This window comes from Priestia sp. 10L35 (assembly GCF_056395685.1).
In genome coordinates this window covers 414,808-439,375 of record NZ_JBFTKA010000001.1, presented here as the reverse complement: position 1 = coordinate 439,375, position 24,568 = coordinate 414,808, and the positions used below count along the sequence as shown (strand labels likewise).

The following is a 24,568-nucleotide window of genomic DNA, read 5'->3' as shown; positions in this document are numbered from 1 at the left end:
ACATTATTTCCTTTATTTTTTTAGAAAAAAGTCTTTTAAATGGAATTTATTCGATTTTCTCTTATTTTCTTTGTTTTTCGACGTTTTTCTCTTACATTTACGACAATAATTTTTATCAAAAAAAGCGAACTAATGACAACATTAGCTCGCTTTTTTTCGATTATTTTTATAAATATCGATTCCTGCTTCGTTAAGCATCCATTCAATATGGACACCGTAACCCGAGGTAGGATCATTTACAAAAACATGGGTAACCGCTCCAACGACTTTACCGTTTTGAATAATCGGGCTCCCGCTCATTCCTTGAACAATTCCACCTGTTTTCTTTAGCAATTTAGGATCTGTAATTTTAATAACCATTCCTTTAGTAGCCGGAAACTTTTGAGGTATAGTACTCATAATTTCAATATCAAATTCTTCTACTTGATCATCATCTACTACCGTTAGAATTTTAGCCGGTCCTTCTTTTACTTGATGAGATAGGGCAATTGGCATTGCTTTATCCATTATTCCATTTTCCATCGTTGAAGACAATTTTCCAAAAATACCAAAAGGACTATTTCGTGTAATATTTCCAATGATTTGTCTATCTTCAGAAAACCTTGCTAGCTTTTCGCCCGGAACGCCGTTAGAACCTTTTTCAATTGATGTAACGGTCGAACGGACAATTTGTCCATCTTCTACTACGATTGGCTTTTTTGTATCCATATCCGAAATAACATGACCTAAAGCGCCGTATTTTTTAGATTTTGGATCATAAAAAGTCATTGTGCCAATTCCTGCAGCTGAATCACGGATATATAAACCGATTCTGTAAGCATAATCTTGCTTATCTTTTAACGGATATAGCTTAGTGTCAAACTGCTTTTTTTCTCTTAAAATATGCAGATTTAATGGTTCACCCGTTTTTCCTGCCTGCTGAATAAACGGTGTAATATCACTCATTTTTTCAATGGTTTTACCATTAATCTTCGTAATCATATCTCCAACTTGAATACCCGCAATTTCGCCAGGAGATCTTTTACCTTTTGCTGTATCTACTTGATGATAGCCTACAACAAGAACACCTTTTGAATTTAATTTCACACCGATTGATTGTCCACCTGGAATGACTTTAAAATCAGATAATACCTGCACGTCTACACGCTTTACAGGAATACCGGCCAAATGAAGCATCAACTCTTCCTTGCCTACTTGTTTGCCTGCTACGGTCAGCTTCGCCTTGTTACTTGTTACATCGTAAACAGGTGATGAAGCTTCTACGCTAAGCGGTAATGTCGTATTAATTTTTTCTTTTTGCTGTTCAAATAAGACGATTTGTTTTGGAATGTATATATATTGTTGCACAACTGGAATAAATCCTACAAAAATGAACGAAACAAGGAGAATCGCACCAATTATATGTCTGTATCGATTTTGCATGTTTTCACTCTCCTCGCTTCCTCGCCTAAATGGCTACACATTTAATTTAGCCTTCTTAGAGCGCATTTATAACAGAAGTTCAGAGAAAAATGAAAAGAAGTGCAAGGAAACATTTTCAGTTCCTCCATTTTGTATAAAAAAACACCTTTAACACATACTGTTACGTGTTAAAAGGTGTTTTTTTAAATGGTGTGCTTCATCTTATCCGCTAAATCTAAAAGCTCTTTGGCATGTTCCTTCGTTAAGCTTGTAATTTCAGCTCCTGCAATCATTCGACCAATTTCTTTTACTTTTTCATCAACAGTTAACGGAAGAACAGACGTCGTTGTACGATCACCTTTTATCTCTTTAGCAATAAAGAGATGAGTATCTGCCATCGCTGCTACCTGAGGCAGATGAGATATACAGAGAACTTGTGAATCAACAGAAATAGCATGTATTTTTTCACCGATCGATTGAGCTACTCTTCCACTTACGCCTGTATCAACTTCGTCAAAGATAATGGACGTCACGCCTTGATGCTTAGAGAAGATGCTTTTTAACGCCAGCATAATTCTTGACAGTTCTCCTCCTGATGCTACTTTTGCAAGAGGCTTTAAAGGTTCACCAGGATTGGTAGAAATATAAAATTCTACGTTGTCAATACCGTCTTTGGTGAATTTTATTCTTTCTCCATTTACTTCAACGTCATTTTTACCTGCATTTACAACAGAGAATTTAATTTGAAATACGGTCTTAGCCATATACAGTTCTTGAAGCTCATGATGGATGCTGTCCGTTAACTCCTGAGCAAGTTTTTTTCGAATAGCTGAAACGTTATTAGCTTCTACTAATAAATCCTGTGCTACACTGTTTAACTCTTCTTTGATCTTGCTCACATGCGTATCTCGATTTTCAATACGATCAATTTCATCTTCAATTTGCGCTGCATATTCTAGAATTTCATCTACACTTTGACCGTATTTACGCTTTAAGTGATTAATTTCATTTAAACGCGCTTCAATAAAGTCTAAGCGTTTGGGATCAAATTCTAATAAATCAAGCTGCTGACGAATTTTATAAGATGCGTCTTCTAGCTGATAGAAGCTCGATGAAATGATCTCAGAAATTTCGGCATAGTTTTTTTCCAGTGACGAAATATCCTCCGTATGATTCATTGCTACACCGACCCAATCTAAACCTTGGTGTTCACCGTGCAGGGCATTGTACGCATCGTTTAGCGACGTATAGATCTTTTCAAAGTTAGAAATCTTCAAACGCTCTTCATTTAGTTCCTCGTCTTCGTTCAGCTGCAAATTTGCCGCTTTGATTTCATCTAATTGAAATTGAATAAGATCGAGGCGATGTGCCATCTGCTGTTCATTTTCAGTTAATTGATCAAGCTGCTTTTTTAGCGATGTATACCTAGAAAATACCTCTCGATACTCCGTCAAAGCCTCTTCTACTTTTTCTCCTCCATATTGATCAAGAAGAGTTAAGTGACGATCTTGATTCATTAAATCTTGGTGCTCGTGCTGTCCATGTATATCAATTAACGTCTGTCCAACTTCACGTAGGATAGCTAACGTTACGAGCTTACCGTTGATGCGGCAAATACTTTTCCCATTTGTAGTGATATCTCGGCGAAGCACAATCATTCCATCTTCCACTTCCAAACCGACTTGTTTGGCTTTTTCGTGACTCGGATGCTGTTCTTCATCAAATAAGAAAAGTCCTTCAATTTCGGCTCTGTCTGTTCCGTGGCGTACAAACTCCGAAGAGCCTCTTCCACCTACTAACAATGAAATGGCATCAATAATAATCGATTTCCCCGCTCCTGTTTCGCCTGTTAATACCGTTAAGCCTTTTTCAAATGAAACAGAAAGTTCATCAATAATCGCAAAGTTTTTAATGGATAATTCAGCTAACAACCTGCTTCACTCACCTTTATAACATTTCTAAGAATCGGTCTGATATAATTTGCGTATCTTCAGGAGTACGGCAAATAATCAAACATGTATCGTCTCCACAAATTGTTCCTAATATTTCATCCCAATCCAAATGATCAATTAATGCGCCAATCGCATTTGCATTTCCCGGTAATGTTTTCATCACCAACATATGCCCCGCTGAATCAATTTTTACAAATGCGTCCATAAGAGAGCGCTTTAACTTTTGTAAGGGATTAAAACGCTGATCTGCAGGCAAGCTGTATTTGTATCGACCGTCCATCAAAGGCACTTTGACTAAGTGCAGTTCTTTAATATCACGAGAGATTGTTGCCTGTGTTACATTAAAACCTTGGTTTTTTAAAATATCTACCAATTCATCCTGTGTTTCAATATCATTATTCGTGATAATATCACGAATTTTAATATGTCTTTGCCCTTTATTCATGTTGGCACCTCACATTAATATGTAATCTTCTTTTTGTTTTGTTGTTTATAAGTCTTTCACTAATTAAGTATCATAATGTGTTCAACTTGATTATGCACCTTTTGTATAAAGAGTCATAATCAAATCGCCAATGCTAAGTCTTTGCTTAACATTGGCCATTATTACTTTTTCTCTTTTAACGTCTTATGTGCTTCTTCGACTACTTCGCTCACAGTAAGCGGAGCTTGATTTTCACCAAGTTCACGCTCGCCTTTCCAGCGCAGGTGGAGAAGAAATTCGATATTTCCATCTCCTCCCGTTATCGGTGAATACGACATGTTATATACATCGTATCCTTGACGAAGGGAGAAATCCACCATGCCTTGAAGAACTTCTTCATGCACTTTTGAATCACGCACGATTCCTTTTTTCCCAACTTGCTCTCTTCCAGCCTCAAACTGTGGCTTAACGAGCGCAACAACATCGCTGTGTGGAACAAGAAGTGTTTTTAACACAGGAAGAATGAGTCTTAAGGAAATAAATGATACATCAATAGAAGCGAATTCAGGCAAGCCTCTTGATAAATCAGCTGGCGTCACATAACGGAAATTGGTTCGTTCCATTACTTCTACTCGTTCATCTTGACGAAGCTTCCAAGCTAGCTGATTATAGCCTACGTCTAGCGCATAGGACATCTTCGCTCCATTTTGAAGCGCACAATCGGTAAAGCCTCCAGTAGAAGAACCAATATCAATCATGATTTTATCCGCTACATGGACATTAAATTCTTTAATCGCTTTTTCAAGCTTAAAGCCGCCTCTGCTGACGTAAGGCATCACTGCACCTTTAATTGTCAGCGGCGTATCGCGTTCAATTTTCTCTCCCGGCTTATCCAAACGGACTTCATTCGCATAAACGAGTCCTGCCATCACTGTACGCTTTGCTTTTTCTCTTGTTTCAATCAAACCTCGTTCTACTAATAATACATCTACTCGTTCTTTTTTTGTCACTTAACTTCAAGCCTCTTTTGTGTTGGTGTTACGAGTTTTTTAACTCGATTTATAATCTCTTCTTTGGTTAAGCCAATTTCTTCTAAAAGTTTTGTTACGCTGCCGTGCTCGATAAAGCGATCTGGAATCCCCATACGTTCAACGCGCGTATCATAATAGCCGTGCTCTGATGCAAACTCTAACACCGCGCTTCCAAAACCGCCTTGAAGTACGGCTTCTTCTACCGTAATTACAGGCTTACTAGTTTGGAAAATCTCATGAAGCATTTTTTCATCCAACGGTTTAATAAAACGAGCATTTACCACTTTGACGCTGATTCCTTGCTTCTCAAGTTCTGCTGCTGCATCCATCGCCATTGAAATCGTTGTACCAAACGTTAAAATGGTTGTATCTGAACCTTCTTTTAATACGTCCCATGTACCGATCGGAATGTTTTTCAATTCTGAATCTAGTTCAACACCTAATCCGTTTCCTCTAGCATAGCGCATAGCAATCGGACCTTCTTCATAAGTCAAAGCAGTGTGAACCATGTGCTGGCCTTCATTCTCATCTTTTGGCATCATAATAACAAGGTTAGGCAAATGACGTAAGAATGCAATATCAAACACGCCTTGATGCGTTTCACCATCAGCACCTACTAGCCCAGCGCGATCAATCCCAATAAATACATTTAGCTTCTGACGGCAAATATCATGAACCACTTGATCGTATGCACGCTGTAAAAACGTAGAATAAATAGCTAAAAAGGGCTTCATATTTTGAGTTGCAAGACCTGCTGCCATTGTTGTTGCATGCTGCTCTGCAATCCCAACATCAAACATGCGATGCGGAAACTCTTTTTGAAATGCTTCGAGTTTTGAACCCACAGGCATTGCTGGTGTTACGGCTACAATGCGATCATCTTCCCTAGCCATCTTCAATACCGTATCACTTACTAGTTTACTCCAAGCAATCGGAACATTTTTGTCTTTAATAAAGTCACCGGATTCAATTTTGTAAGGGCCTGTACCATGCCATGCTCCGCTTTTATCGCTTTCCGCCGGCAAGTAGCCTTTCCCTTTTTTCGTAATAACGTGAATCAGCACGGGACCTTTTGTTTTCTTTGCATATTGTAACGTTTCCAATAAATCATCATAGCTATGGCCATCAACTGGGCCTAAATACGTAAAGCCAAGGTCTTCAAAGAACATGCCTGACACGACCATATACTTTAGACCATCTTTTACACGTTCTGCCGTTGCCGCAAGCTTACCGCCTACTGCAGGCACTTTTTTCAGCAAGACTTCAAGCTCATCTTTTACCCAGTTGTATTTGCCTGCCGTGCGCAAACGTCCTAGAATACTGTGTACAGCTCCCACGTTAGGAGCGATAGACATTTCATTGTCATTTAAAATAACGGTCATATCCGTTTGCTCGTGCCCGATGTGGTTAAGCGCTTCAAGAGCCATACCACCTGTTAAAGCTCCGTCACCAATGATGGGAACAATATGAGCTTTTGTTTTTTGCAAATCTCTTGCAGCAGCCATTCCCATTGCGGCTGAAAGAGATGTAGAACTATGTCCCGTTTCCCATACATCATGTTCACTTTCGTCACGCTTTGGAAAACCGCATAATCCTTTATATTGACGGATTGTATCAAACTCTCCCGCTCGTCCTGTTAAAATTTTATGGACATACGACTGATGCCCCACGTCCCATAAAAATTTATCTTTTGGGCTGTCAAATACTTTATGGAGTGCAAGCGTTAACTCAACAACCCCCAAATTCGGCCCTATATGACCGCCAGTTGCAGAAAGCTTTGTAATTAAAAAACGACGAATCTCTTCACTTAGTTCTTCTAATTGTGTTACTGACATTTTCTTTAAAAACTCAGGATTTTTTATCGTTGTAAGATCCAAGGTGGATCACTCACTTTCGTACTTGTTATAAAGTTACCTTAATACATTGTCTATTGTTTTATACGTATAGTCAATTTTTAGTATTTCCTTATTACTTACAATACCTTTGATATTCTATCAGTAAACCAGCGATATTCAAAGGAAAACAGTGAAAAAATAGCCGCTAACACAAATGTGATAACGGCCACCAAGATATTGTATATGTCTTTCAAACCTATGCACTACGCTTTTATACAGTAGTAAAATCATTATAGCATAGCCCCTATTGGGACTCAATCTTATTTTACTGTATCACTCAAAAAACCTGACAGAGATCGTCATTAACTATCACGTTTTGCTATATATAAACAAATTTCTTCTAGTAATCCGTGCTTAATTTGAGCTTGACGTAACGAGAGAAGTGCTTGTTCAACATGATACTGTAACTTTTCTTTGGCCGCTTCCATACCTAATAAAGAAGGATATGTCGTTTTTTCATTTTCTGTATCACTGCCAATTGGCTTTCCTAATTTTTCTTCAGACCCTTCCACATCCAAGATATCATCTTGAATTTGAAACGCTAACCCTACATGCTTACTGAATTCTTCTAATAATTCTTGCTGTAAAGGCGTAGCTTTTGCAAGAATAGCTCCTGCTTTTACACAAAACCCTAGCAGCTTCCCCGTTTTGTGAAGGTGAATATATTCAAGCTCATCTAGCGTGAGCTGCTTTTTTTCGCCTTCCATATCCGCAACCTGTCCGCTGATCATACCTTCTGTTCCGCTTGCTTTTACCAGTTCTGTAATGAGCTGAAGCTTCATATGTGATGTAATCTCAGGATGTGCCGCTTCAGAAATGAGCTGAAAGCTATTTGTTAAAAGAGCATCTCCAGCTAATATAGCGGTTGCTTCGCCGTACACCTTGTGATTCGTTGGTTTACCTCTTCTTAAGTCGTCATCATCCATGCTAGGTAAATCATCGTGAATGAGAGAATATGTATGAATCATTTCCACTGCACATGCTGTTTCTAATCCCATGCTCTCGTCTTTTCCAAACGCATGTAGCGTGGCAAACAACAGCACTGGGCGAAGTCGCTTTCCTCCTGCCGTAAGCGAGTAAAGCATGGATTCCTTTAAGTTAACCGGAGCATGTAATGCTTTTACCACTTCAGGCAAGCGTGTTTCTACTCGATCTTTTGTAAAAGAAATATACTCTTTTAAATTCATTTCATTCACCATCACTCTTCCTCCTGCACCGAGAATGGCTCAAGCGTTCCGTCTTCACGTAAAATAGTTTCCATTTGCTTTTCAATATGCTGAAGACGATCGTGACAGAATTTTGAAAGAGTCATTCCTTCTTGGAATTGTTGAATTGCTTCTTCTAAAGGCACGTCGCCTTCTTCTAGCTTGTTTACGATGGTTTCTAACTGCTCCATCGCCTCTTCAAACGTATACTCTTTATTTGTCGCCATTTTTCATCGCTCCTCTATTTTCGAAACTTCACACTGCAACTGTCCATCGGTCAAACGAACGCTTACCATATCGCCTTTGGATACTTGTTTGGTTGATTTAATTAACTCTTTTTCTTTATCGTATACTAAGCTGTAGCCTCTTTCCATTGTTTTTAATGGACTAAGCGTATGTAATTTTGACGTTGCCGTTGCAAATAAAAGCTGTTTTTGCTTTAGCAGCTGCTGCATCTCTTTTGTCAGCATTTTCGTCAGCTGCTGTTGACGCTCCGCTGCTTTCATTAACTGATGCTCGGGGTGATTGCGCAACAAAGCGGCTGTTAGCTGCTCGTAGTTCGTCCGTTTATCTTCAATGTACCTTCTGCCTTCACGATAAAAACGCTCCATCAACTGATCTAACTGCTGCTCTTTTTGCTCGACCAACTTTTGAGGATAACGAAAAGCATATGATTTCTGGGATCGTTCAAGCCTGCGGCTACTAGACTGAAGCATTTCTTTCATCGAACGAAGAAGACGGATATTTCGCTGAGTCAATCTTTCTGTAATTTCACTGATATGAGGCACAGCCAATTCCGCAGCACCCGTTGGAGTAGGAGCGCGAAGATCTGCTACAAAATCTGCAATTGTAAAATCGGTTTCATGTCCAACCGCTGAAATAACAGGAATAGTAGAAGTGAAAATTGCACGAGCAACGCTTTCTTCGTTAAAAGCCCAAAGCTCTTCAATTGACCCACCACCGCGGCCAACAATCAATACGTCTGCTTCTTTACGACGGTTTGCTTCTTCAATTGCCTTAATGATAGACGGTGCCGCATTCACTCCTTGAACAAGAGCGGGCATAACAATAATGTTCGCGTTATATCTGCGCTTTAATGTCGTAATAATATCACGTACGGCTGCTCCAGTTGGAGATGTAATAACACCTATTGTTGTTGGATACTTCGGCAGTTTTCGTTTCCTAGCAGGATCAAATAAGCCTTCTTTTTCCAGCTTTTTTTTCAGCTGTTCGTAGGCCAAGTATAAGTTTCCAACGCCATCAGGCTGCATTTCTTTTACGTACATTTGATAATTTCCGCTTGGTTCATAAACCGAAATTTCAGCTCGAATGAGTACATTCATTCCTTCTTCAGGCTGAAAATTAAGCTGCCGGTTATGCCCAGCAAACATAACGGCTGCGATACGAGCATTTTGATCTTTCAAGGTGAAATACATATGTCCCCGACTATGACGTTTAAAGTTAGAAATTTCTCCTTTAATCCATACATCTTGCATGTGAGGGTCTACATCAAACTTGCGCTTAATGTATCGTGTAAGAGCCGTAACGGTTAGATAACGCACTTCACTCATCGTTTTGCCTCCTTTGCAGTCACCCTCTCCCCTTTGTATAAAGGAGAGAAGCATTTTGGTCACTTGATTTGGCAAGATGAACCTTTATTTAGATAAAGTTGTTAACACTTTAGACAATACGCCATTGATAAACTTGCTTGATTGATCATCGCCAAACGTTTTCGCTAATTCAATCGCTTCATTTAACGTAACGCTCGTAGGAATTTCTTCTTCATACTTCATTTCGTATACGGCAATACGTAGGATAACGCGGTCTACAGTAGCTACACGATCTAACGTCCATTTTTCTAAATGATTGCGTAAAAGTTCATCAATTTCTTGCTGATGTTCAACCACACCTAGCACGAGACTTTCTAAAAATTGATCAGACTTTTCATTTTGTACAACATTTCCGATTGCCTCCATTGGCTCGGTCTGCCCTAAATCATGCTGAAATAGTGCTTGTAATGCTTTTTGGCGTGCTGTATGTCTTTTCATTATTTTTGCTCCTTTATTTATCTTCTTCAACTAGTATACCTAGATAATAGCATAGTTTATGATACGATACTTCATTGTTCTTAGACGAAGTTTGTAGAACACGAAAAAGACCGTCTTTATGACGAGACAGTCTTTTTCACTTTACCATAGCTTGTGTTGAAAAGGAACAAGTAATCATACGTTATTCCATTTTAGCAACAGCCGTTAGGTCAACGTTTGTTTTATTCAACTTCTTCAATATCAGTTTTTTGCGTATCAAACTGAATCCCTACGATATGAATGTTTACTTCATCGAGATCAATAGCTGTCATATTTTTAAGGGCTTGACGAATGTTATCTTGTACTTGTTGCGCTACGTTTGGAATAGACACTCCAAACTTCATCATACAAAATACGTCTACTTTTATCCCGTTTTCTGTTAAGTCCACTTTTACACCTTTACCGTGGTTTTTCTTTCCTAGTTTCTCCACAACGCCAGCTGCAAAATTTCCTCTCATTGCAGAAACGCCTTCTACTTCAGAAGCAGCAATACCCGCAATGACTTCAATAACCTCAGGAGCAATTTCTACTTTGCCAAGAGAATTTGGGTGTTCTTCCATTTCTAATACATGATTTTCATTCATGTACAGCACCTCCTATAGTTTATATTATACTAAGAATTCATTACGTCATATAGCTCAAGAAACTTCGTGTTGAATTCACCGCTAACAAATTTTTCATGATTTAATAGTTTTTGGTGAAAAGGAATAGTGGTTGCAACGCCGTCGATAACAAATTCATCTAACGCCCGCTTCATTCGTTCAATAGCTTCCTCACGAGTTGGCGCATGAACAATCAATTTAGCCACCATTGAATCATAGTAAGGCGGGATTGCATAGCCCGGGTATGCAGCAGAGTCTACGCGCACTCCGTAGCCACCTGGCGGCAAGTACATTTGAATCGTACCTGGTGATGGCATAAAGTTTTTCTCTGGGTTTTCCGCGTTGATTCGGCACTCAATTGCCCATCCGTTAAATGTCACTTCTTCTTGCGTAAACGGTAAAGTTTCACCATTTGCCACTTTGATTTGTTCTTTAATTAAGTCAACTCCTGTCACCATCTCTGTAACAGGGTGTTCTACTTGGATACGCGTATTCATTTCCATGAAGTAAAATTTGTTTTCACGGTAATCATAAATGAATTCCACTGTTCCGGCTCCTGTGTAATTAACGGCTTGAGCAGCTTTAACAGCAGCGTCGCCCATTAATTCACGTGTTTTTTCGTCTAACGCTGGAGAAGGCGTTTCTTCAATTAACTTTTGAAGACGGCGTTGAATCGAGCAATCACGCTCTCCTAAATGTACAGTATTCCCATGAGAATCAGCCAACACTTGGATCTCAACGTGACGGAAATCCTCAATGAACTTTTCAATGTACACACCAGGGTTACCGAAAGCTGTAGCAGCTTCTTGCTGTGTAATTGTAATACCTTTAATAAGCTCTTGTTCATTTTTCGCAACGCGGATTCCTTTTCCTCCGCCTCCTGCCGTTGCTTTAATAATAACAGGATAGCCAATATCATTAGCGATTGACATACCGTCTTCCACTGACTCTACAATTCCAGTTGAACCAGGAACAATTGGAACACCCGCTTCACGCATCGTTTCTCTCGCTACGTCTTTTGTTCCCATTTTGTTAATGGCTTCAGGACTTGGTCCTACAAATGTAACGTTACACTCTCTGCATAGCTCTGCAAAATCAGCGTTTTCAGCTAAAAAGCCGTATCCAGGGTGAATAGCGTCACAGCCCGTTAGCATCGCAACACTCATAATGTTTGTAAAGTTTAAATAGCTGTCTTTAGATGACGTTGGTCCAATACAATACGCTTCGTCTGCTAATTGTACATGCAAAGAATCGCGATCAGCTTGAGAATGAACAGCTACTGATTCTACACCTAACTCTTTACACGCTCGAATAATTCGAACCGCAATTTCTCCTCGATTCGCAATTAATAGCTTTTTAATCATATTTACCGCTCCTTATTCAGGCTTTACTAAGAAAAGAGGTTGACCGTATTCTACAAGTTGTCCACTTTCAACTAATACGTCAACGATTTCACCTTTAACTTCTGCTTCGATTTCATTAAATAATTTCATTGCTTCTACGATACATACAACCGAATCTTTTTGTACTTTATCTCCAGGAGTCACGTATACATCTGATTCTGGCGATGATGACGCATAGAAAGTCCCTACCATCGGAGATGTAATTTTATGTAAGCTTTCATCAACCGCTGGGGCCGCTTGTTCTTCTTTTGGTTGAGCAGACTGTGCTGCTGGGGCTGGCGCTGGAGCCGCTGCTGCCTGCGGTGCAGGTACTGCCGCTTGTTCAGGTGCCGAAACCACTACTTGCTGTGCTTGTTTGGAAACAATTGCGTCTTTTTTCTTCATCTTGATTTTGGAGCCTTCGTGCTCATAGGTGAACTCCTCGATTGATGATTGATCAACTAGTTTAATGATCTCACGGATCTCTTGAATTTTTAACATATTGAACACTCCTACCTCATGAAAATAGAATTCTCTACAATGTTAATAATACGACAGATGGCTACAGCCATTCAATTCGTTTGGCAAACATTAAAAAGAAGTTCCACTTACTCTATAATAACTTTTTAGCGTTATCGTTTTATAAATGGAAACATAGCTTTACAGATGACAACACTTATGAAAACGTTTGTCACCTAGTACTAATATAAGATTATGAAACCTATTATAACCGAAGTAAAAAAAGAAAGCCATGTTAAAATTTTTACCGTCTCGCTTAGATTTTAGTCATTTCATAAAAAAAGAAGTGTAAACAACCCCAATTTACGGCTGTTTCACACTTCTTTTATTCCCTTTATTTAGTTGGTTGAAACTCTACCGCTACTTCTTTTGGACCCATTTCTTTTTTGACTAGCTGAATGATTTGATTTGCTTTTGTTTTTGAGTGTTTTTCTGTCTTAACCGTAATTTGTACTTGCTTTCCGTCTGCTCTTACTAGCGCGTCACTGTATCCTTTTGCTTTAATTAATGTTTCCAGCGTGGCTTCTTTTTCCCCAAGCTTTGATAATTCATCAATTTTATCCATCGCCTTGCTTACTTCCGCAGGCGTCACATTTTTTGATGCAGCTACTTCTTGATACTCTTCTTTTAATTGACTTCTTTCATCATTTAATTCCAAACGAAGAGCCGTAAATAGCTCGTCGCTATCTGTGCTTGATACAACCGCTGATTCTTTTGCATTTTTAGCCGTTTCCTTCTTTACATTTCCTGCTGAACCTTCAGTTTTTGAATCTTCTTTTGTTCCTGATTTCTCATCTGTCTGTTGTTTTGTATCTTCTGCAGGAGCCTTGTCATCAGCCTGCTTTTCGCTCTGTTTTTCATTGTCTACTAGCGCAACATTACTCTGAGGATTTTCTGGCGTTGTCATATAATACACCGATAACACAACAACTAAACTTAACATTGTTAATAACCAAACCGTTTGCTTTTTTAATAACATATTCATTTCCCCCTCATCCTTTTTTCGCTAATACTGCTACTCTATGACTTGGTATATCGAGCGCTCTTGTCACGGCTTCAATAATAGATTTCTTTACCTCGATATTATCAGCTCCTTTAGCGACAACTAACACGCCTCTTACTTTTGGCTTTTCGGTTTTAACTACAACAGGCTTTTCTTGTTCTCCACTTCTTACAATGACCAGCTGTTCGTCTGTTGAGGAATCTTCAACTTTACGAGTCCCTCCTTCACGGTCTGTTTCGTTGGTCGTTTGCGATTTTGTGACGCTGTTTTTTTCATATATTTTGGATTCTGTTGCATCTAGGTTCACAATTACTTTTACCTTACTTACGCCTCTAACTTGATCCAAAATATCTTTCAATTCTTCCTCATACCGCTCTTCATAGCCTGTCATTGTTGTTGTCTTTTTAGAGCTAAAAGCGGGAACATCCTGTGATACCGGTGGTGCGCTGGTTTCTTTGCTTGCACTCTTTAGTAATCCGCCTGAATTCATAGATGTTGTGAGTGAGTTGCTAAATACCATAAAGATAACGCCTGCAGCTAGTAAAATGCCTATATACATTAACTTTGAAGGTTTCTTCGTAGTTGATGACTGTTTAAGTGAAAAGAACCGCTGAAAAAATGATGGGTCACCTTTTTCTGGCTTTTGACTCATTTCGTGTCTCCCTCCTCCATATTCACAACAACTTGGCCTTGTTTTACATCCCATTTTGCTGCTAAATAGTTGGATAATTTCTTGGATTCTGTTGGTTTGTTTGTTTCGATCGGTGTGGAGGTATCAATAGAAATAACTTTCACAGCTGAAACAACCTCGGAATCATCCGATGCTTTTTTACTTACGGCAACTGAAATGGATTTAATATTATCAGCGGTAGGTTCGTCGTTCGGCTTTTTTGTTTCAATGTGAATTCGATCAATTGCTACACCATACTGATCCATCAACTCCTCTTTTACATCTGCCTCCATTTGGACAGCCATTTGTTCTAAAATATATGCACGTTGTGAAGCTTGTATTTCTTTTTTCTGATTTTCTATTGAATTTTCTACCTGCTGATCGGATCGAATAGATGATAAGCTAAGTGATTTCAGCATTTGATTAACATCCACTTTGAAAATTTGAAAAACGGGTGTAATAATAATCAGCATTAAAAGAAGTCCAACCACCAGCTTTGTATATTTTTGAAAACTAGAATTGGGCAATAGTAAATTAATAATGGTAGCTAATAAGATAAAAAGAACGATATTAGTAATCCACGTCGTTAAGGCCTGCAATTTCTTCACCTCACCATCATTGTGACGTTGCTCGCTGTAATGATGACCGTTAAACATAAGAAAAACATAAGCGAGACAACCGCAAGCGCCGCAAAAATATAGATGACGCTTTTACTGATAATGCTCAAGCAGGAAATAACCGGTCCTCCTCCAATGGGTTGAAGAAGAGCTGCTGCTAGCTTATAGATAAAAGCAAGCGTTAACACTTTAATAGCCGGAAACGCGACGATTAACAGTAAGACTGCTACTCCAGCAATCCCTACTGAATTCTTTAATAAAAGCGAGGCACTGATGACTGTATCAGCCGCATCTGTGAACACACGCCCTACAACAGGTATAAAGTTCCCTGTGACAAACTTTGCCGTTCGAATTGTAATACCGTCGGCAACAGCTGAGGTAGCCCCTTGAACGGACAGCACTCCTAAAAAAACAGTTAGGAATATTCCGAGCACGCCAATGCTTATATTTCTCAACAGCTGAGCAAGCTGTGTAACCTTATGTTCATCTGAAATCGTACTCACAATGCTAAGCAGTGCTGAAAGAAAAAGCAGCGGCATCACTACGTATTGAATAAGCAAACCGCTTGTGTTCATTAAAAACAAAATCATCGGATGAAAAAAGGCTGCCGATACAACTCCTCCTGATGATGCCATTAAGGCAAGCAGCAGCGGCACCAGAGCTAAAATGAATTTGGTCATGGTCTCAATCGCTCCCGTTGCATAAGAGATAGCAATTTGAAAACTATTAAGAGCAATGATGATCAAAACCATATATACAAGCGCATACGCTACTTTACTTACGGTTTGCTGATTAAACGCACTTTGGAGTGTTTGTAAAAACACGCTAAAAACCGTTAGCATAATGAGTGTACCGAGGAGTTTTCCATTCGCTAATACTTCATGAAATAAAAACTTTACAAGACCTCCTAGCCATTCTTTAAGAGAGAACTCTTTTTCTCCTTTTAAAAAATCGACTAAACTTCCCTTCTGACTCTCCGGTAAAAAGCCGCCGTATTGGGTAATAATATCGTCCCAAAACTGTTTGACTTCATCAATACCGAGCTTATCAATTTGTTCATTGACAAGTTCTTGCTGCTTCGGGGGTTCGGAAGCTTGTACATTTTCTGGAAAGAAAAAAAAGAGGAACAAAAGAAGAGCGAGTATATTCACTTTAAACGTCCACCGCTTCATTTCGTCACCTCATATTAAGTAAAATTAATTGGGCAGCATTGAAATAATCGTTTCAATAATGACCGTTAAAATAGGAATTGCCATGGAGAGAATCAGCACTTTTCCACCTAATTCAATTTTAGAAGCAATGGCACCTTGCCCTGCATCTTTCGTAATTTGAGCACCAAATTCGGCGATATAGGCGATACCAATAATTTTCAAAATGGTTTCCACATAAATCATGTTAACGTGGGCATTAATCGACAGCCGCTCGACCATCTTAATAATTTCGTAGATTTGATCAATTAAAAAAAGAAAGATCACGGATCCCACGAATACAACAAGTAAAAAAGCAATAGGTGATTTATGTTCTTTTAAAATAAGAGCCAAAAACGTAGCTACTAACCCTAAGCCCACAATTTGAAGCATTTCAATGGCAACTCACCCCTCTACCCTTGAAATAAAAAAACCGATTTGATTTTTTGAAATAAGTCCTCTACAATCGAAGCAACCATAAATAAAATATAAATAAAACCGATGAGGGTAACCCAGTTCGCGTAATCTTTTTTTCCCATCTGTTCGAGTACGGTGACTAAAAAAGCTACGACGATACCAATCCCAGCAATCTGAAAAATGGTGTTCATATCAATTCCCACATTCAATCCTCCTCTATCGCTACATCAATAGAATGACCAGTAGCAATCCAGATAGAAAGCCTAAACTTTTAACCATTTTTTCATAGCGATTCTGCTTATCAACTGCATCTTGTTCTTCGCGTTCAAGATGATTCAGCGTCAGTAAGATATGCTTTTGCTGCGAATAACGATCATGCTGACCAAGCGTTTCACCAAATTGTTTTAAGATTTCTAGTTCTCCCGTTTTAAGTGCGGTTTGTTTCCAAAATTGGTCCAACGTCTTTTCCCAAGCTTCCTTGACACTTTCAGTACCTTCTTTTAATTTCATTGAAAACTCATTAAATAAAGAAGCCAAAGGATTAGGAAGCTGTAGAGATAACAAATGAGCAACTTCTTGAAGAGGCCGATTGCTGTACATAATTTCTGCTTCTAACGACCTCAGAGCCGTTTTTAATTGCCTGAGCTGCCTAGGTCTTGCACTAAGCTGCTTTGCAAACTCAAATCCTGTGTAAGTGGAAGCAAATAAGATAAAGATGGCACCAAACAGTTTCATACACCATCACCCTTTACTATTTTCAATAAGCGACTTTTCAGCGGACGTTTTCATGAAATTATAGTGCTCATCGTAGATAGCCTGAAGTGTTCCAGGACCTCGGCTGTTCGATAGCACAACATACCTTTTGAATACATGAAGTTTCATTAAAGCTTGCAAAGTGGGACGCTTCATTAAATCGTCAATGTCATAGCCATGAACAGTCATAATGACACGAACGCCAGCATTAACCGCTTCAAGTACGGCCTTACAATCTTCTTCACTTCCCACTTCATCCACGATCAGCACATCGGGGCTCATGGAGCGAATCATCATCATCATGCCTTCAGCTTTCGGACAGCTATCTAATAAATCCATTCTAGATCCGAATGTATGCTGAGGAACCCCTTTAACAGCCCCAGCAATTTCTGATCGTTCATCTACAATTCCCACTTTAAACGGAGGAATCTTAGAGCGCTCTATGCCAGTACTTATTACTCTAGCTAAATCGCGAATCATGGTTGTTTTTCCTGTTTGAGGAGGTCCTATAATGACCGTACTTTGCCAATAGCGATTGTATAAAAAAGGAATAAGCTGATTCGAAATACCAATCTTTTGTTTAGCAATCCGGATATTAAAGGATGATACATCTCGAATCACACGAACCTGTCCATTTTCCGTTACAACTTTTCCCGCTAGCCCAACCCGGTGCCCGCCTTCAATGGTGACATATCCTTTTTTCAATTCTTCTTCAATCATATAAATCGAAAACTGGCTTAATTTATTTAAGATAAATAAAGCATCTTCTGCACTTGGAAGATACGATTCGAAATATGGCTGATTGTTGATTGTAAATTCGACAGGTCTTCCTATGCGCACTCGAATTTCTTCTAGTACATGAGAATGGTTTGTGACATAAAATTCAACAGTCTTTTTTAAATTAGGCGGAAAGATTGCAAGTATTTCGTTTAACATATTCATCCCCTCATATTTGAACTCACTTCAATGTATTATAAGCTTGACCATTTTATGCCTACCTTTTATTTAAAAACACCGATTAAAATGAAGAGCACTCCTACTACAATCATGATTAATTTCCCAAAAGATAATTGATCGGCTACGGACACTAAACCTATGGTAAAAGAACTCACCATTACAATCGGACCAACAAGCGCTAACATTCCATTAATCATTAACGCCTTTTTCACATCATTGTTTGTGACAATTAAAATAGCGGCAATAAACTCAATAAATGAAGAAATAAATCGAAGGCACGCCATCGTTAATACCGTACCGTTTAAATGATCCAACCACTGCTTCATAAGCCCCTCCTATACCTCTGCGTTGTTTAGTACAACCTATGCAAAATAAGGAAGAGTTAGCACAAAAAAACATACAAAAAAGGCAGAGAATGATTCTCTGCCTTTTTTGTATGTTTGCAGCTTGCTTACACGATCCAATTACGCGCGTGATACGTAGCTGCTGTCTGTTGTGTTGATAATTAATACGTCGCCTTCGTTTACGAAGAACGGAACGTTTACTGTTAAGCCAGTTTCTACAGTTGCCGGTTTTGTACCGCCAGAAGCTGTGTCACCTTTAATACCAGGTTCAGTTTCTGTTACTTTAAGCTCAACTGTGTTTGGAAGTTCAACACCTAATGTCTCACCTTGGTACATCATAATTGCTACTTCCATATTCTCTTTTAAGAATTTTAGCTCATATTCAATTGCACTTGCCGGAAGCTCTAATTGCTCATAAGACTGGTTGTCCATGAATACGTGCTGATCGCCGCTTGCATATAGATATTGCATTTTACGGTTATCAATTTGGGCTTTCCCTACTTTTTCACCTGCACGGAACGTTTTTTCTTGCACAGCTCCTGTACGAAGGTTACGTAGTTTTGAGCGAACGAATGCAGCGCCTTTACCAGGCTTTACGTGTTGGAAATCCATTACACGCCAAATACCTCCGTCTACTTCTACTGTCAAACCTGTACGAAAATCATTTACTGAAATCATGAAGAAATCCTCCTACATTTTATAAAATAATGAACTCTTTTGATGAGTGCGATAATGCCTCATTACCTTCTGCTGTGACGATCGTATCATCTTCAATACGAACGCCCCCTAAGTCTGGTATGTAAATACCTGGTTCAACGGTTACAATCATACCTGGCTGCAGTACATCTGTAGATTTCACAGAAAGTGATGGGCCTTCATGTACTTCTAACCCTACGCCGTGACCGGTCGAATGTCCAAAATACTGGCCGTATCCGTGTTCTGTAATATAATCACGCGTTAGCGCATCTGCTTCTTTACCCGTCATACCTGCTTTGATGCCGCTCATTCCGTTAACCTGCGCTTGCAGTACGACATTATAAATTTCTTTTAGCTTATCACTTACTTCACCGACGGCAAATGTTCGTGTGATATCTGAACAGTAACCATTATAGTATGCGCCAAAATCAAGCGTTACAAGTTCGCCTTTTTCAATGACTTTGTCAGAAGCAACACCATGGGGTAAAGCCCCGCGATGCCCTGAAGCAACAATTGTATCAAAAGATGAAGATGTTGCGCCTTGTTTTCTCATAAAGAACTCCAGTTCATTAGATACTTGAAGCTCTGTTAAACCAGGACGAACAAAGGTTAAAATATGTTCATATGCTGCATCTGCTATTTTTGCAGCTTCCTTTAATATCTTAATCTCTGAGTCACTCTTTATCAAGCGTAAGTTTTCGATTGCGTGCGAGATTGGAACAAGTTCCGCGCCGATATGCTTATCAAATAATTGATGCTGTCCATATGTAACATAATTCTGTTCAAAACCAAGCTTTTTAATTCCAAATTGTTTCACTACATTCGCTACTTCTTCTACAATAGGACCCTTGTGCTGAACGATATCAAAACCTTCTGTTTGACTAGTTGCTTGTTCAACATAACGAAAATCTGTTACAAATGCCGCTTTGTCTTCAGAAATAATAACGACACCAGCAGATCCTGTGAAATTGGTCATATAGCGCCTGTTATATTCACTTGTAATTACAACACCGTCCACATTCAACTTTGAAAACTGTTCGCGTAGTTTTTCGATTTTCATTTTATTTCCCCCTTAATTGTAAAAGTGCCTGCAGGGCAAGTTCATATCCATATAAACCTAACCCGACAATTTGACCATGTGTAACAGGTGCCGTCACCGAATGGTGGCGAAACTCTTCACGCTTATGTACGTTCGAAATATGCACTTCAATAACAGGAACAGATATACTAGCAATCGCATCTCGAATGGCATAACTGTAGTGAGTAAAAGCACCAGGATTGATCATAATCCCATCAAATTTCTCATCCGCTTCATGAATCCAGTCGATAATTACACCTTCGTGATTAGACTGTACGCACTCAACTTCTATCCCATGGTCTCTGCCTGCTCGCTGAAGTTTCTCTTCAAGATTTTGAAGATTATCTGTCCCATATACCTCTGGTTCGCGTACGCCTAAACGATTTAAATTAGGACCGTTTATTACTAAAATCTTATTCATCTTAATTCAACACTCTCCCCTACTACGAACCCTTTATGCAGCTCACTCATGTGAATTTGCACTTTATTTTTCTTTTTAAATCATTATATAGAATATATTAGCATACGTTGGAACATTCACACTACTTATTCGCCGTTTGAAAATCTGTAGATTCATCTTTTGTTTGAAGCTCTGCAGCTTCAAAAGAAATGGAATATCCGATGAATACACCATATAAAATATAAATACAGAGGGATGAAATAATCGTGTTAGCTGGAAGCTCTCCAATTGTTTTTAAGTTGGGAAAGAGCGGATTCAAAACAACGAATACAATTGCCCACCATAATAAGCCGTAAGCAAAACCTATCCAAATTGTTTTAAACTTCTTTAATAGGACGTAGTATAACAACCCGACAACAATAGATAATACCCCTATAAGAAAAATACTGACGATAACACCTATTCCTTTATCCTTCCAATCACCTAATGCCCATGGATCTAAAAGCATATTTGGATTGATAACACTAAAGCTGAACAGATAATTTAAATAGCCAATAAAGCTCCAGAAAATCCCTCCAAAAAAGGAAATAAAGATGGCTTTAAATAAAAAAGACATTTCCTGTTTATGCGTAGGGTGGTTATCCTGTTTTTTTTCATGCTGTTCTTTAGGTTCTGACATATTAATCACCTCTTGATGTAGTATGAACTTTTTTCTCATTTCCTACTGACTCATTTCTAAGTTTTTACGTTTATTACTCTTCCTATACGCAAGAAGGGAGCCTGATATCAAAGAGACATTGTTAAACTACTTCGTACAGAGTTTCATAAACAAATTTTATAAGTGAAAGGAAAAAAATTCATAACAAGGGTGTGGAGATGAAAAATATTGGCTAAACTAGATAACATGCATCCGCCTAGAGGTTTATTTGATTTTGCTGTAGAATATAAAATACTAAGAAGTCTAGTCTAGTTAAGTTAGGTTGGTGCCTGAAATGTCTAAATTGCAAAAACCTGCGTATGGTGGTCAAGCCGTTATAGAAGGCGTCATGTTCGGTGGCAAACGTATGATGGTGACGGCTATTCGTCGCAAAGATCAATCTATTGATTATTTTCATTCAAAAAGAAAATCAAATTCCGTACTCACTGCTTTAAAAAAAATTCCTTTTTTACGAGGAATTGCTGCTATTGTTGAAGCCAGTGCAAACGGTACGCAGCACTTGAACTTTTCCTCTGAACGCTATGACGTGAATCCAGAAGATGATGCTCAAGTAGCAGAAGAACAACAAAAAGAGAAAAAAGAATCAAAACTATCTTTAATATTTGGCGTTGCAACTATTGGTGTAATATCCTTTCTTTTCGGGAAAGTACTATTTACATTGATTCCTGTGTTTTTAGCACAATTGACACGTCCTGTTTTCACTTCAAGTGTAGCTCAGGTTTTTATTGAAGGAGTATTTAAACTATTATTGCTCCTTGGCTATATTTATGTGATTTCACAAACGCCACTTATTAAACGGGTGTTTCAATATCATGGAGCAGAACACAAGGTCATTAATGCATATGAAAACAATGCTGAACTTACGGTAGAAGCCGTGCAAGCACAATCTCGACTTCATTATCGCTGCGGAAGTAGCTTTATCCTCTTTACCGTAGTTGTAGGAATGTTTGTCTACCTACTCGTTCCAACGGATCCTCTTTGGTTACGAATTGTGGATCGCCTTGCATTAATCCCAGTTGTCCTTGGTTTATCATTTGAAGTGTTACAGTTAACCAATAAAGTTCGTCATGTCCCTCTTCTTCGCTTTTTAGGTTATCCCGGTTTATGGCTTCAGCTTTTAACAACCAAAGAACCAAAAGATGATCAAGTTGAAGTTGCGATTGCTTCATTTAAAGAACTTTTACGCGTTGAAAATGAACTTTCTTCTACCACTGACGAACAAGTTGTCTAATCCACACCGTTTTGCTTTCTTTTTTTACTATTTTAGGAGGTGAACAAAATGAGACGTCCATTCGTGAAACCACTTGTATATGGTCTAATCGGGTTAGGAGTCATTGGCTTTGCATTTACGTTGATTACAGATCCAGCTGTTTTATTACGTCAAGCAGGTTATATTTTTCTGTTTATCATTTTGTTTTACTTAGTTTATCGGTTTATTCTCCGCCCTTCTCAGACAAAAGGTCAAGATAGAGGCTATGTGCGCGCAGTAAAACAATCAAAACTGCGTCAAAAAGAAAAAGAGCGAGGAAGCAACAAAGTTGATATGCATACGTACCGAAGCTCAAATAAGCGCCCGGTATCCAAATCAACGAAACCGCTAAAGAAAAAGAAAAACAACTCACACTTGACCGTCATCGAAGGTAAAAAAGGAAAAAAGAAAAATAGAGCATTCTTTTAAAAAAACAAGGAGAAAAACCTCCTTGTTTTTTTAATAGCACCATTTTTTTAAAAATGCCCTTGTACGCTTTTTGCCAAACGCAATCAGCTCTTCCTTCCGTTCTTCTGTGAGGGTAAATTCTGTCGCAAAAACTTGATTAACAGGTAAAAAGATAATATTTTTTTCGTGACGTTTTGAAATATGTCTTGCATCGTGCGCATCTTTCATCGTCTCAAAAAGCGCACTGAATAAACCAACGGCATTCTTAATTTTATTCCGTTCCCTTTCTTCGTCCTTCGGGCTCAGCTTCACCCCAATTACCGGTCGTTTCTTAAGACTTTTATCATCATCAAACAGAAAAATTGGAAAGTTGCTTAACACGCCCCCGTCGACTATTAAACTGCTTGGGGTAGATTTTAATTTAACCGGCTCAAAAAAATATGGAATGCTGCAGCTCATTCGAACGGCTCTTGCTACAGAAAAGCGATTCGGGTCGATTTGATATTTAGGCAAATCATCTGGAAGAACAAGCATTGTACTGTTGGTCAAATCTGAAGCAATAATACGCAGCGACTGGTCAGGCAAATCAGCAAATGTACGAATTCCTCTGCTCCGCAATTTTTCAGCAATCCACTTTTCAAGCCTTTCTCCTTTATATAATCCCATTTTCCAATATAAAAACAGCCACTTTGTCAAGCTTGATGGTAAAAAAGACATTCTTTGATCTAAAAAAGACGATAACTCAATTTCATTCATCATTTCAACAATTTCTTCACTTGTATAACCGGCTGCTACAAATGCACAAATAATGGAACCCGCACTCGTTCCGGCTAACCGCCGAAAGATCAAGCCTTTTTCTTCTAGAGCTTGTAACGCGCCAATCAGTGCAAGCCCTTTAATACCGCCACCTGAAAACACTCCGTCGACGTACACAGCCTCTCCTCCAAACTACCCACTCTACATTTGTAGTCGACTCAGCAACAAGTTATGATAAAAAGAAAAAAAGCAGTGACGCTATTGGCCGCTGCTTTTTTCTTATAATTTTTGCTCTTCTTCATTTCGTTTTTGTACATTGCGAAGATCTTGAATACGGTTATGATTTTCTTCAAAGTATTGAACCAAATCTCCAATTCGATCAATGGAATTCCAGCTTAAATGATGTTCAATTCCTTCTACGTCATCATAAATATTTTTCTCATCTACGCCAATGATGCGCAGCAGCTGCTCTAAAAGCTCGTGGCGATAAACAAGACGTTTTCCAATCTTCTGCCCCTTAGCTGTTAAAACAAGGCCTCGATATTTTTCATAAATTAAGTACTCATCTTTGTCTAGCTTTTGAACCATCTTCGTTACAGATGAGGGGTGAACCGCCAATGCATCAGCAATATCAGACACTCGAGCGTATCCTTTATCTTCAATTAGCATATATATTTGTTCAATATAATCTTCCATACTCGGTGTAGGCATGAAATCTCCCCCAATTAATATTATGTATTGCTAATAATAAGTCATAAATGTCTGTTTCTTATAGTGATATCGTGTTCATGTTTGATAATCTATGTGAAAAAAACGT

29 protein-coding genes are annotated in these 24,568 nt (G+C 38.7%); 2 read left to right on the top strand and 27 right to left on the bottom strand.

Annotated elements, in window-relative coordinates; genetic code table 11:
• Positions 1 to 141: 141 nt before the first annotated feature.
• From spoIVB to AC1DEF_RS02145, 25 genes are all read right to left on the bottom strand, one after another.
• On the bottom strand, positions 142 to 1,422 hold the full coding sequence (spoIVB, locus tag AC1DEF_RS02265) for a SpoIVB peptidase (RefSeq protein ID WP_097824585.1): 1,281 nt from the start codon (positions 1,420 to 1,422) through the stop codon (positions 142 to 144).
• A 182-nt stretch (positions 1,423 to 1,604) separates the two neighbouring features.
• Positions 1,605 to 3,332, bottom strand: a complete 1,728-nt coding sequence (gene recN, locus AC1DEF_RS02260) for a DNA repair protein RecN (protein ID WP_028410663.1) — start codon at positions 3,330 to 3,332, stop codon at positions 1,605 to 1,607.
• 16 nt (positions 3,333 to 3,348) lie between these two features.
• Positions 3,349 to 3,798 (bottom strand): transcriptional regulator AhrC/ArgR, encoded by a 450-nt coding sequence (ahrC, locus tag AC1DEF_RS02255; protein WP_013059136.1) that lies wholly within the window; start codon positions 3,796 to 3,798, stop codon positions 3,349 to 3,351.
• A gap of 161 nt (positions 3,799 to 3,959) precedes the next feature.
• Complete coding sequence (locus tag AC1DEF_RS02250) at positions 3,960 to 4,787, bottom strand: TlyA family RNA methyltransferase (protein WP_013084988.1); 828 nt, start codon at positions 4,785 to 4,787, stop codon at positions 3,960 to 3,962.
• The gene (gene dxs, locus AC1DEF_RS02245; RefSeq protein ID WP_013059138.1) at positions 4,784 to 6,685 is read right to left on the bottom strand and encodes a 1-deoxy-D-xylulose-5-phosphate synthase; all 1,902 of its coding nucleotides are present in this window, start codon (positions 6,683 to 6,685) and stop codon (positions 4,784 to 4,786) included. Before dxs ends, AC1DEF_RS02250 begins: the two co-directional genes overlap by 4 nt.
• A 320-nt stretch (positions 6,686 to 7,005) precedes the next feature.
• Complete coding sequence (locus AC1DEF_RS02240) at positions 7,006 to 7,902, bottom strand: polyprenyl synthetase family protein (protein ID WP_013059139.1); 897 nt, start codon at positions 7,900 to 7,902, stop codon at positions 7,006 to 7,008.
• Positions 7,902 to 8,135, bottom strand: a complete 234-nt coding sequence (locus tag AC1DEF_RS02235) for an exodeoxyribonuclease VII small subunit (protein ID WP_013059140.1) — start codon at positions 8,133 to 8,135, stop codon at positions 7,902 to 7,904. The genes AC1DEF_RS02240 and AC1DEF_RS02235 overlap by 1 nt, the downstream gene beginning before the upstream one ends.
• Before the next feature lie 3 nt (positions 8,136 to 8,138).
• Entirely contained in the window at positions 8,139 to 9,479 is a 1,341-nt protein-coding gene (gene xseA, locus AC1DEF_RS02230; protein ID WP_318330931.1) for an exodeoxyribonuclease VII large subunit, read from the bottom strand.
• Between the two features lie 84 nt (positions 9,480 to 9,563).
• Positions 9,564 to 9,956: a transcription antitermination factor NusB gene (gene nusB, locus AC1DEF_RS02225; RefSeq protein ID WP_013059142.1), complete on the bottom strand. Its 393-nt coding sequence runs from the start codon at positions 9,954 to 9,956 to the stop codon at positions 9,564 to 9,566.
• Positions 9,957 to 10,177: 221 nt separating this feature from the next.
• The gene (locus AC1DEF_RS02220; protein ID WP_013059143.1) at positions 10,178 to 10,579 is read right to left on the bottom strand and encodes an Asp23/Gls24 family envelope stress response protein; all 402 of its coding nucleotides are present in this window, start codon (positions 10,577 to 10,579) and stop codon (positions 10,178 to 10,180) included.
• A gap of 29 nt (positions 10,580 to 10,608) precedes the next feature.
• Entirely contained in the window at positions 10,609 to 11,961 is a 1,353-nt protein-coding gene (gene accC, locus AC1DEF_RS02215; protein WP_013084993.1) for an acetyl-CoA carboxylase biotin carboxylase subunit, read from the bottom strand.
• A 12-nt stretch (positions 11,962 to 11,973) separates the two neighbouring features.
• A complete protein-coding gene (gene accB, locus AC1DEF_RS02210; protein ID WP_043976256.1) occupies positions 11,974 to 12,480 on the bottom strand; it encodes an acetyl-CoA carboxylase biotin carboxyl carrier protein in 507 nt (168 codons plus the stop codon).
• A gap of 352 nt (positions 12,481 to 12,832) precedes the next feature.
• Positions 12,833 to 13,483, bottom strand: coding sequence for a SpoIIIAH-like family protein (locus AC1DEF_RS02205; protein WP_272801048.1), 651 nt, complete (start codon positions 13,481 to 13,483; stop codon positions 12,833 to 12,835).
• A 7-nt stretch (positions 13,484 to 13,490) separates the two neighbouring features.
• Positions 13,491 to 14,153, bottom strand: coding sequence for a stage III sporulation protein AG (gene spoIIIAG / locus AC1DEF_RS02200; RefSeq protein WP_013084996.1), 663 nt, complete (start codon positions 14,151 to 14,153; stop codon positions 13,491 to 13,493).
• Positions 14,150 to 14,770 carry a stage III sporulation protein AF gene (spoIIIAF, locus tag AC1DEF_RS02195; protein ID WP_013059148.1) on the bottom strand — a complete coding sequence of 207 codons (621 nt, stop codon included), beginning with the start codon at positions 14,768 to 14,770 and terminating at the stop codon, positions 14,150 to 14,152. The genes spoIIIAG and spoIIIAF overlap by 4 nt, the downstream gene beginning before the upstream one ends.
• A gap of 5 nt (positions 14,771 to 14,775) precedes the next feature.
• On the bottom strand, positions 14,776 to 15,960 hold the full coding sequence (gene spoIIIAE, locus AC1DEF_RS02190) for a stage III sporulation protein AE (protein WP_013059149.1): 1,185 nt from the start codon (positions 15,958 to 15,960) through the stop codon (positions 14,776 to 14,778).
• 24 nt (positions 15,961 to 15,984) lie between these two features.
• Positions 15,985 to 16,368: a stage III sporulation protein AD gene (gene spoIIIAD, locus AC1DEF_RS02185; RefSeq protein WP_013059150.1), complete on the bottom strand. Its 384-nt coding sequence runs from the start codon at positions 16,366 to 16,368 to the stop codon at positions 15,985 to 15,987.
• Between the two features lie 20 nt (positions 16,369 to 16,388).
• Positions 16,389 to 16,595 carry a stage III sporulation protein AC gene (gene spoIIIAC, locus AC1DEF_RS02180; RefSeq protein WP_013059151.1) on the bottom strand — a complete coding sequence of 69 codons (207 nt, stop codon included), beginning with the start codon at positions 16,593 to 16,595 and terminating at the stop codon, positions 16,389 to 16,391.
• A 19-nt stretch (positions 16,596 to 16,614) separates the two neighbouring features.
• Entirely contained in the window at positions 16,615 to 17,127 is a 513-nt protein-coding gene (gene spoIIIAB, locus AC1DEF_RS02175) for a stage III sporulation protein SpoIIIAB (protein ID WP_013059152.1), read from the bottom strand.
• Positions 17,128 to 17,133: 6 nt separating this feature from the next.
• The gene (gene spoIIIAA, locus AC1DEF_RS02170) at positions 17,134 to 18,081 is read right to left on the bottom strand and encodes a stage III sporulation protein AA (RefSeq protein ID WP_097824588.1); all 948 of its coding nucleotides are present in this window, start codon (positions 18,079 to 18,081) and stop codon (positions 17,134 to 17,136) included.
• A gap of 65 nt (positions 18,082 to 18,146) precedes the next feature.
• The gene (locus tag AC1DEF_RS02165; RefSeq protein WP_013059154.1) at positions 18,147 to 18,428 is read right to left on the bottom strand and encodes a YqhV family protein; all 282 of its coding nucleotides are present in this window, start codon (positions 18,426 to 18,428) and stop codon (positions 18,147 to 18,149) included.
• Between the two features lie 138 nt (positions 18,429 to 18,566).
• Positions 18,567 to 19,124 (bottom strand): elongation factor P, encoded by a 558-nt coding sequence (efp, locus tag AC1DEF_RS02160; RefSeq protein WP_013059155.1) that lies wholly within the window; start codon positions 19,122 to 19,124, stop codon positions 18,567 to 18,569.
• A gap of 19 nt (positions 19,125 to 19,143) precedes the next feature.
• Positions 19,144 to 20,202: a M24 family metallopeptidase gene (locus AC1DEF_RS02155; RefSeq protein ID WP_097824589.1), complete on the bottom strand. Its 1,059-nt coding sequence runs from the start codon at positions 20,200 to 20,202 to the stop codon at positions 19,144 to 19,146.
• Position 20,203: 1 nt separating this feature from the next.
• Positions 20,204 to 20,641 (bottom strand): type II 3-dehydroquinate dehydratase, encoded by a 438-nt coding sequence (gene aroQ / locus AC1DEF_RS02150; protein ID WP_097824590.1) that lies wholly within the window; start codon positions 20,639 to 20,641, stop codon positions 20,204 to 20,206.
• 121 nt (positions 20,642 to 20,762) lie between these two features.
• Complete coding sequence (locus AC1DEF_RS02145; protein ID WP_016765547.1) at positions 20,763 to 21,299, bottom strand: YqhR family membrane protein; 537 nt, start codon at positions 21,297 to 21,299, stop codon at positions 20,763 to 20,765.
• Between the two features lie 313 nt (positions 21,300 to 21,612).
• On the opposite strand from AC1DEF_RS02145, the gene AC1DEF_RS02140 reads away from it, so the two are divergent.
• Together AC1DEF_RS02140 and AC1DEF_RS02135 are read left to right on the top strand one after the other, a co-directional pair.
• Positions 21,613 to 22,569, top strand: coding sequence for a DUF1385 domain-containing protein (locus AC1DEF_RS02140; RefSeq protein ID WP_013085002.1), 957 nt, complete (start codon positions 21,613 to 21,615; stop codon positions 22,567 to 22,569).
• Between the two features lie 48 nt (positions 22,570 to 22,617).
• On the top strand, positions 22,618 to 23,016 hold the full coding sequence (locus AC1DEF_RS02135) for an SA1362 family protein (RefSeq protein ID WP_013059160.1): 399 nt from the start codon (positions 22,618 to 22,620) through the stop codon (positions 23,014 to 23,016).
• Positions 23,017 to 23,046: 30 nt separating this feature from the next.
• On the opposite strand, the gene AC1DEF_RS02130 is transcribed toward AC1DEF_RS02135, so the two are convergent.
• Positions 23,047 to 23,928 carry a patatin-like phospholipase family protein gene (locus AC1DEF_RS02130; protein ID WP_016765549.1) on the bottom strand — a complete coding sequence of 294 codons (882 nt, stop codon included), beginning with the start codon at positions 23,926 to 23,928 and terminating at the stop codon, positions 23,047 to 23,049.
• Positions 23,929 to 24,030: 102 nt separating this feature from the next.
• Positions 24,031 to 24,462, bottom strand: coding sequence for a transcriptional regulator MntR (mntR, locus tag AC1DEF_RS02125; RefSeq protein WP_013085004.1), 432 nt, complete (start codon positions 24,460 to 24,462; stop codon positions 24,031 to 24,033).
• Positions 24,463 to 24,568: the final 106 nt, after the last annotated feature.

Bases quoted from the DNA above. Each gene is read 5' to 3' on its own strand.
- AC1DEF_RS02235 (WP_013059140.1), bottom strand. From the start codon at position 8,135: ATGGCGACAAATAAAGAGTATACGTTTGAAGAGGCGATGGAGCAGTTA.
- AC1DEF_RS02155 (WP_097824589.1), bottom strand. From the start codon at position 20,202: ATGAAAATCGAAAAACTACGCGAACAGTTTTCAAAGTTGAATGTGGAC.
- aroQ (WP_097824590.1), bottom strand. From the start codon at position 20,641: ATGAATAAGATTTTAGTAATAAACGGTCCTAATTTAAATCGTTTAGGC.
- AC1DEF_RS02240 (WP_013059139.1), bottom strand. From the start codon at position 7,902: ATGGTGAATGAAATGAATTTAAAAGAGTATATTTCTTTTACAAAAGAT.
- AC1DEF_RS02140 (WP_013085002.1), top strand. From the start codon at position 21,613: ATGTCTAAATTGCAAAAACCTGCGTATGGTGGTCAAGCCGTTATAGAA.
- nusB (WP_013059142.1), bottom strand. From the start codon at position 9,956: ATGAAAAGACATACAGCACGCCAAAAAGCATTACAAGCACTATTTCAG.
- AC1DEF_RS02135 (WP_013059160.1), top strand. From the start codon at position 22,618: ATGAGACGTCCATTCGTGAAACCACTTGTATATGGTCTAATCGGGTTA.
- spoIIIAB (WP_013059152.1), bottom strand. From the start codon at position 17,127: ATGAAACTGTTTGGTGCCATCTTTATCTTATTTGCTTCCACTTACACA.
- spoIVB (WP_097824585.1), bottom strand. From the start codon at position 1,422: ATGCAAAATCGATACAGACATATAATTGGTGCGATTCTCCTTGTTTCG.
- AC1DEF_RS02220 (WP_013059143.1), bottom strand. From the start codon at position 10,579: ATGAATGAAAATCATGTATTAGAAATGGAAGAACACCCAAATTCTCTT.
- accC (WP_013084993.1), bottom strand. From the start codon at position 11,961: ATGATTAAAAAGCTATTAATTGCGAATCGAGGAGAAATTGCGGTTCGA.
- spoIIIAG (WP_013084996.1), bottom strand. From the start codon at position 14,153: ATGAGTCAAAAGCCAGAAAAAGGTGACCCATCATTTTTTCAGCGGTTC.
- accB (WP_043976256.1), bottom strand. From the start codon at position 12,480: ATGTTAAAAATTCAAGAGATCCGTGAGATCATTAAACTAGTTGATCAA.
- AC1DEF_RS02165 (WP_013059154.1), bottom strand. From the start codon at position 18,428: ATGAAGCAGTGGTTGGATCATTTAAACGGTACGGTATTAACGATGGCG.
- mntR (WP_013085004.1), bottom strand. From the start codon at position 24,462: ATGCCTACACCGAGTATGGAAGATTATATTGAACAAATATATATGCTA.
- ahrC (WP_013059136.1), bottom strand. From the start codon at position 3,798: ATGAATAAAGGGCAAAGACATATTAAAATTCGTGATATTATCACGAAT.
- spoIIIAE (WP_013059149.1), bottom strand. From the start codon at position 15,960: ATGAAGCGGTGGACGTTTAAAGTGAATATACTCGCTCTTCTTTTGTTC.
- spoIIIAD (WP_013059150.1), bottom strand. From the start codon at position 16,368: ATGCTTCAAATTGTGGGCTTAGGGTTAGTAGCTACGTTTTTGGCTCTT.
- AC1DEF_RS02145 (WP_016765547.1), bottom strand. From the start codon at position 21,299: ATGTCAGAACCTAAAGAACAGCATGAAAAAAAACAGGATAACCACCCT.
- xseA (WP_318330931.1), bottom strand. From the start codon at position 9,479: ATGAGTGAAGTGCGTTATCTAACCGTTACGGCTCTTACACGATACATT.
- spoIIIAA (WP_097824588.1), bottom strand. From the start codon at position 18,081: ATGTTAAACGAAATACTTGCAATCTTTCCGCCTAATTTAAAAAAGACT.
- AC1DEF_RS02205 (WP_272801048.1), bottom strand. From the start codon at position 13,483: ATGAATATGTTATTAAAAAAGCAAACGGTTTGGTTATTAACAATGTTA.
- efp (WP_013059155.1), bottom strand. From the start codon at position 19,124: ATGATTTCAGTAAATGATTTTCGTACAGGTTTGACAGTAGAAGTAGAC.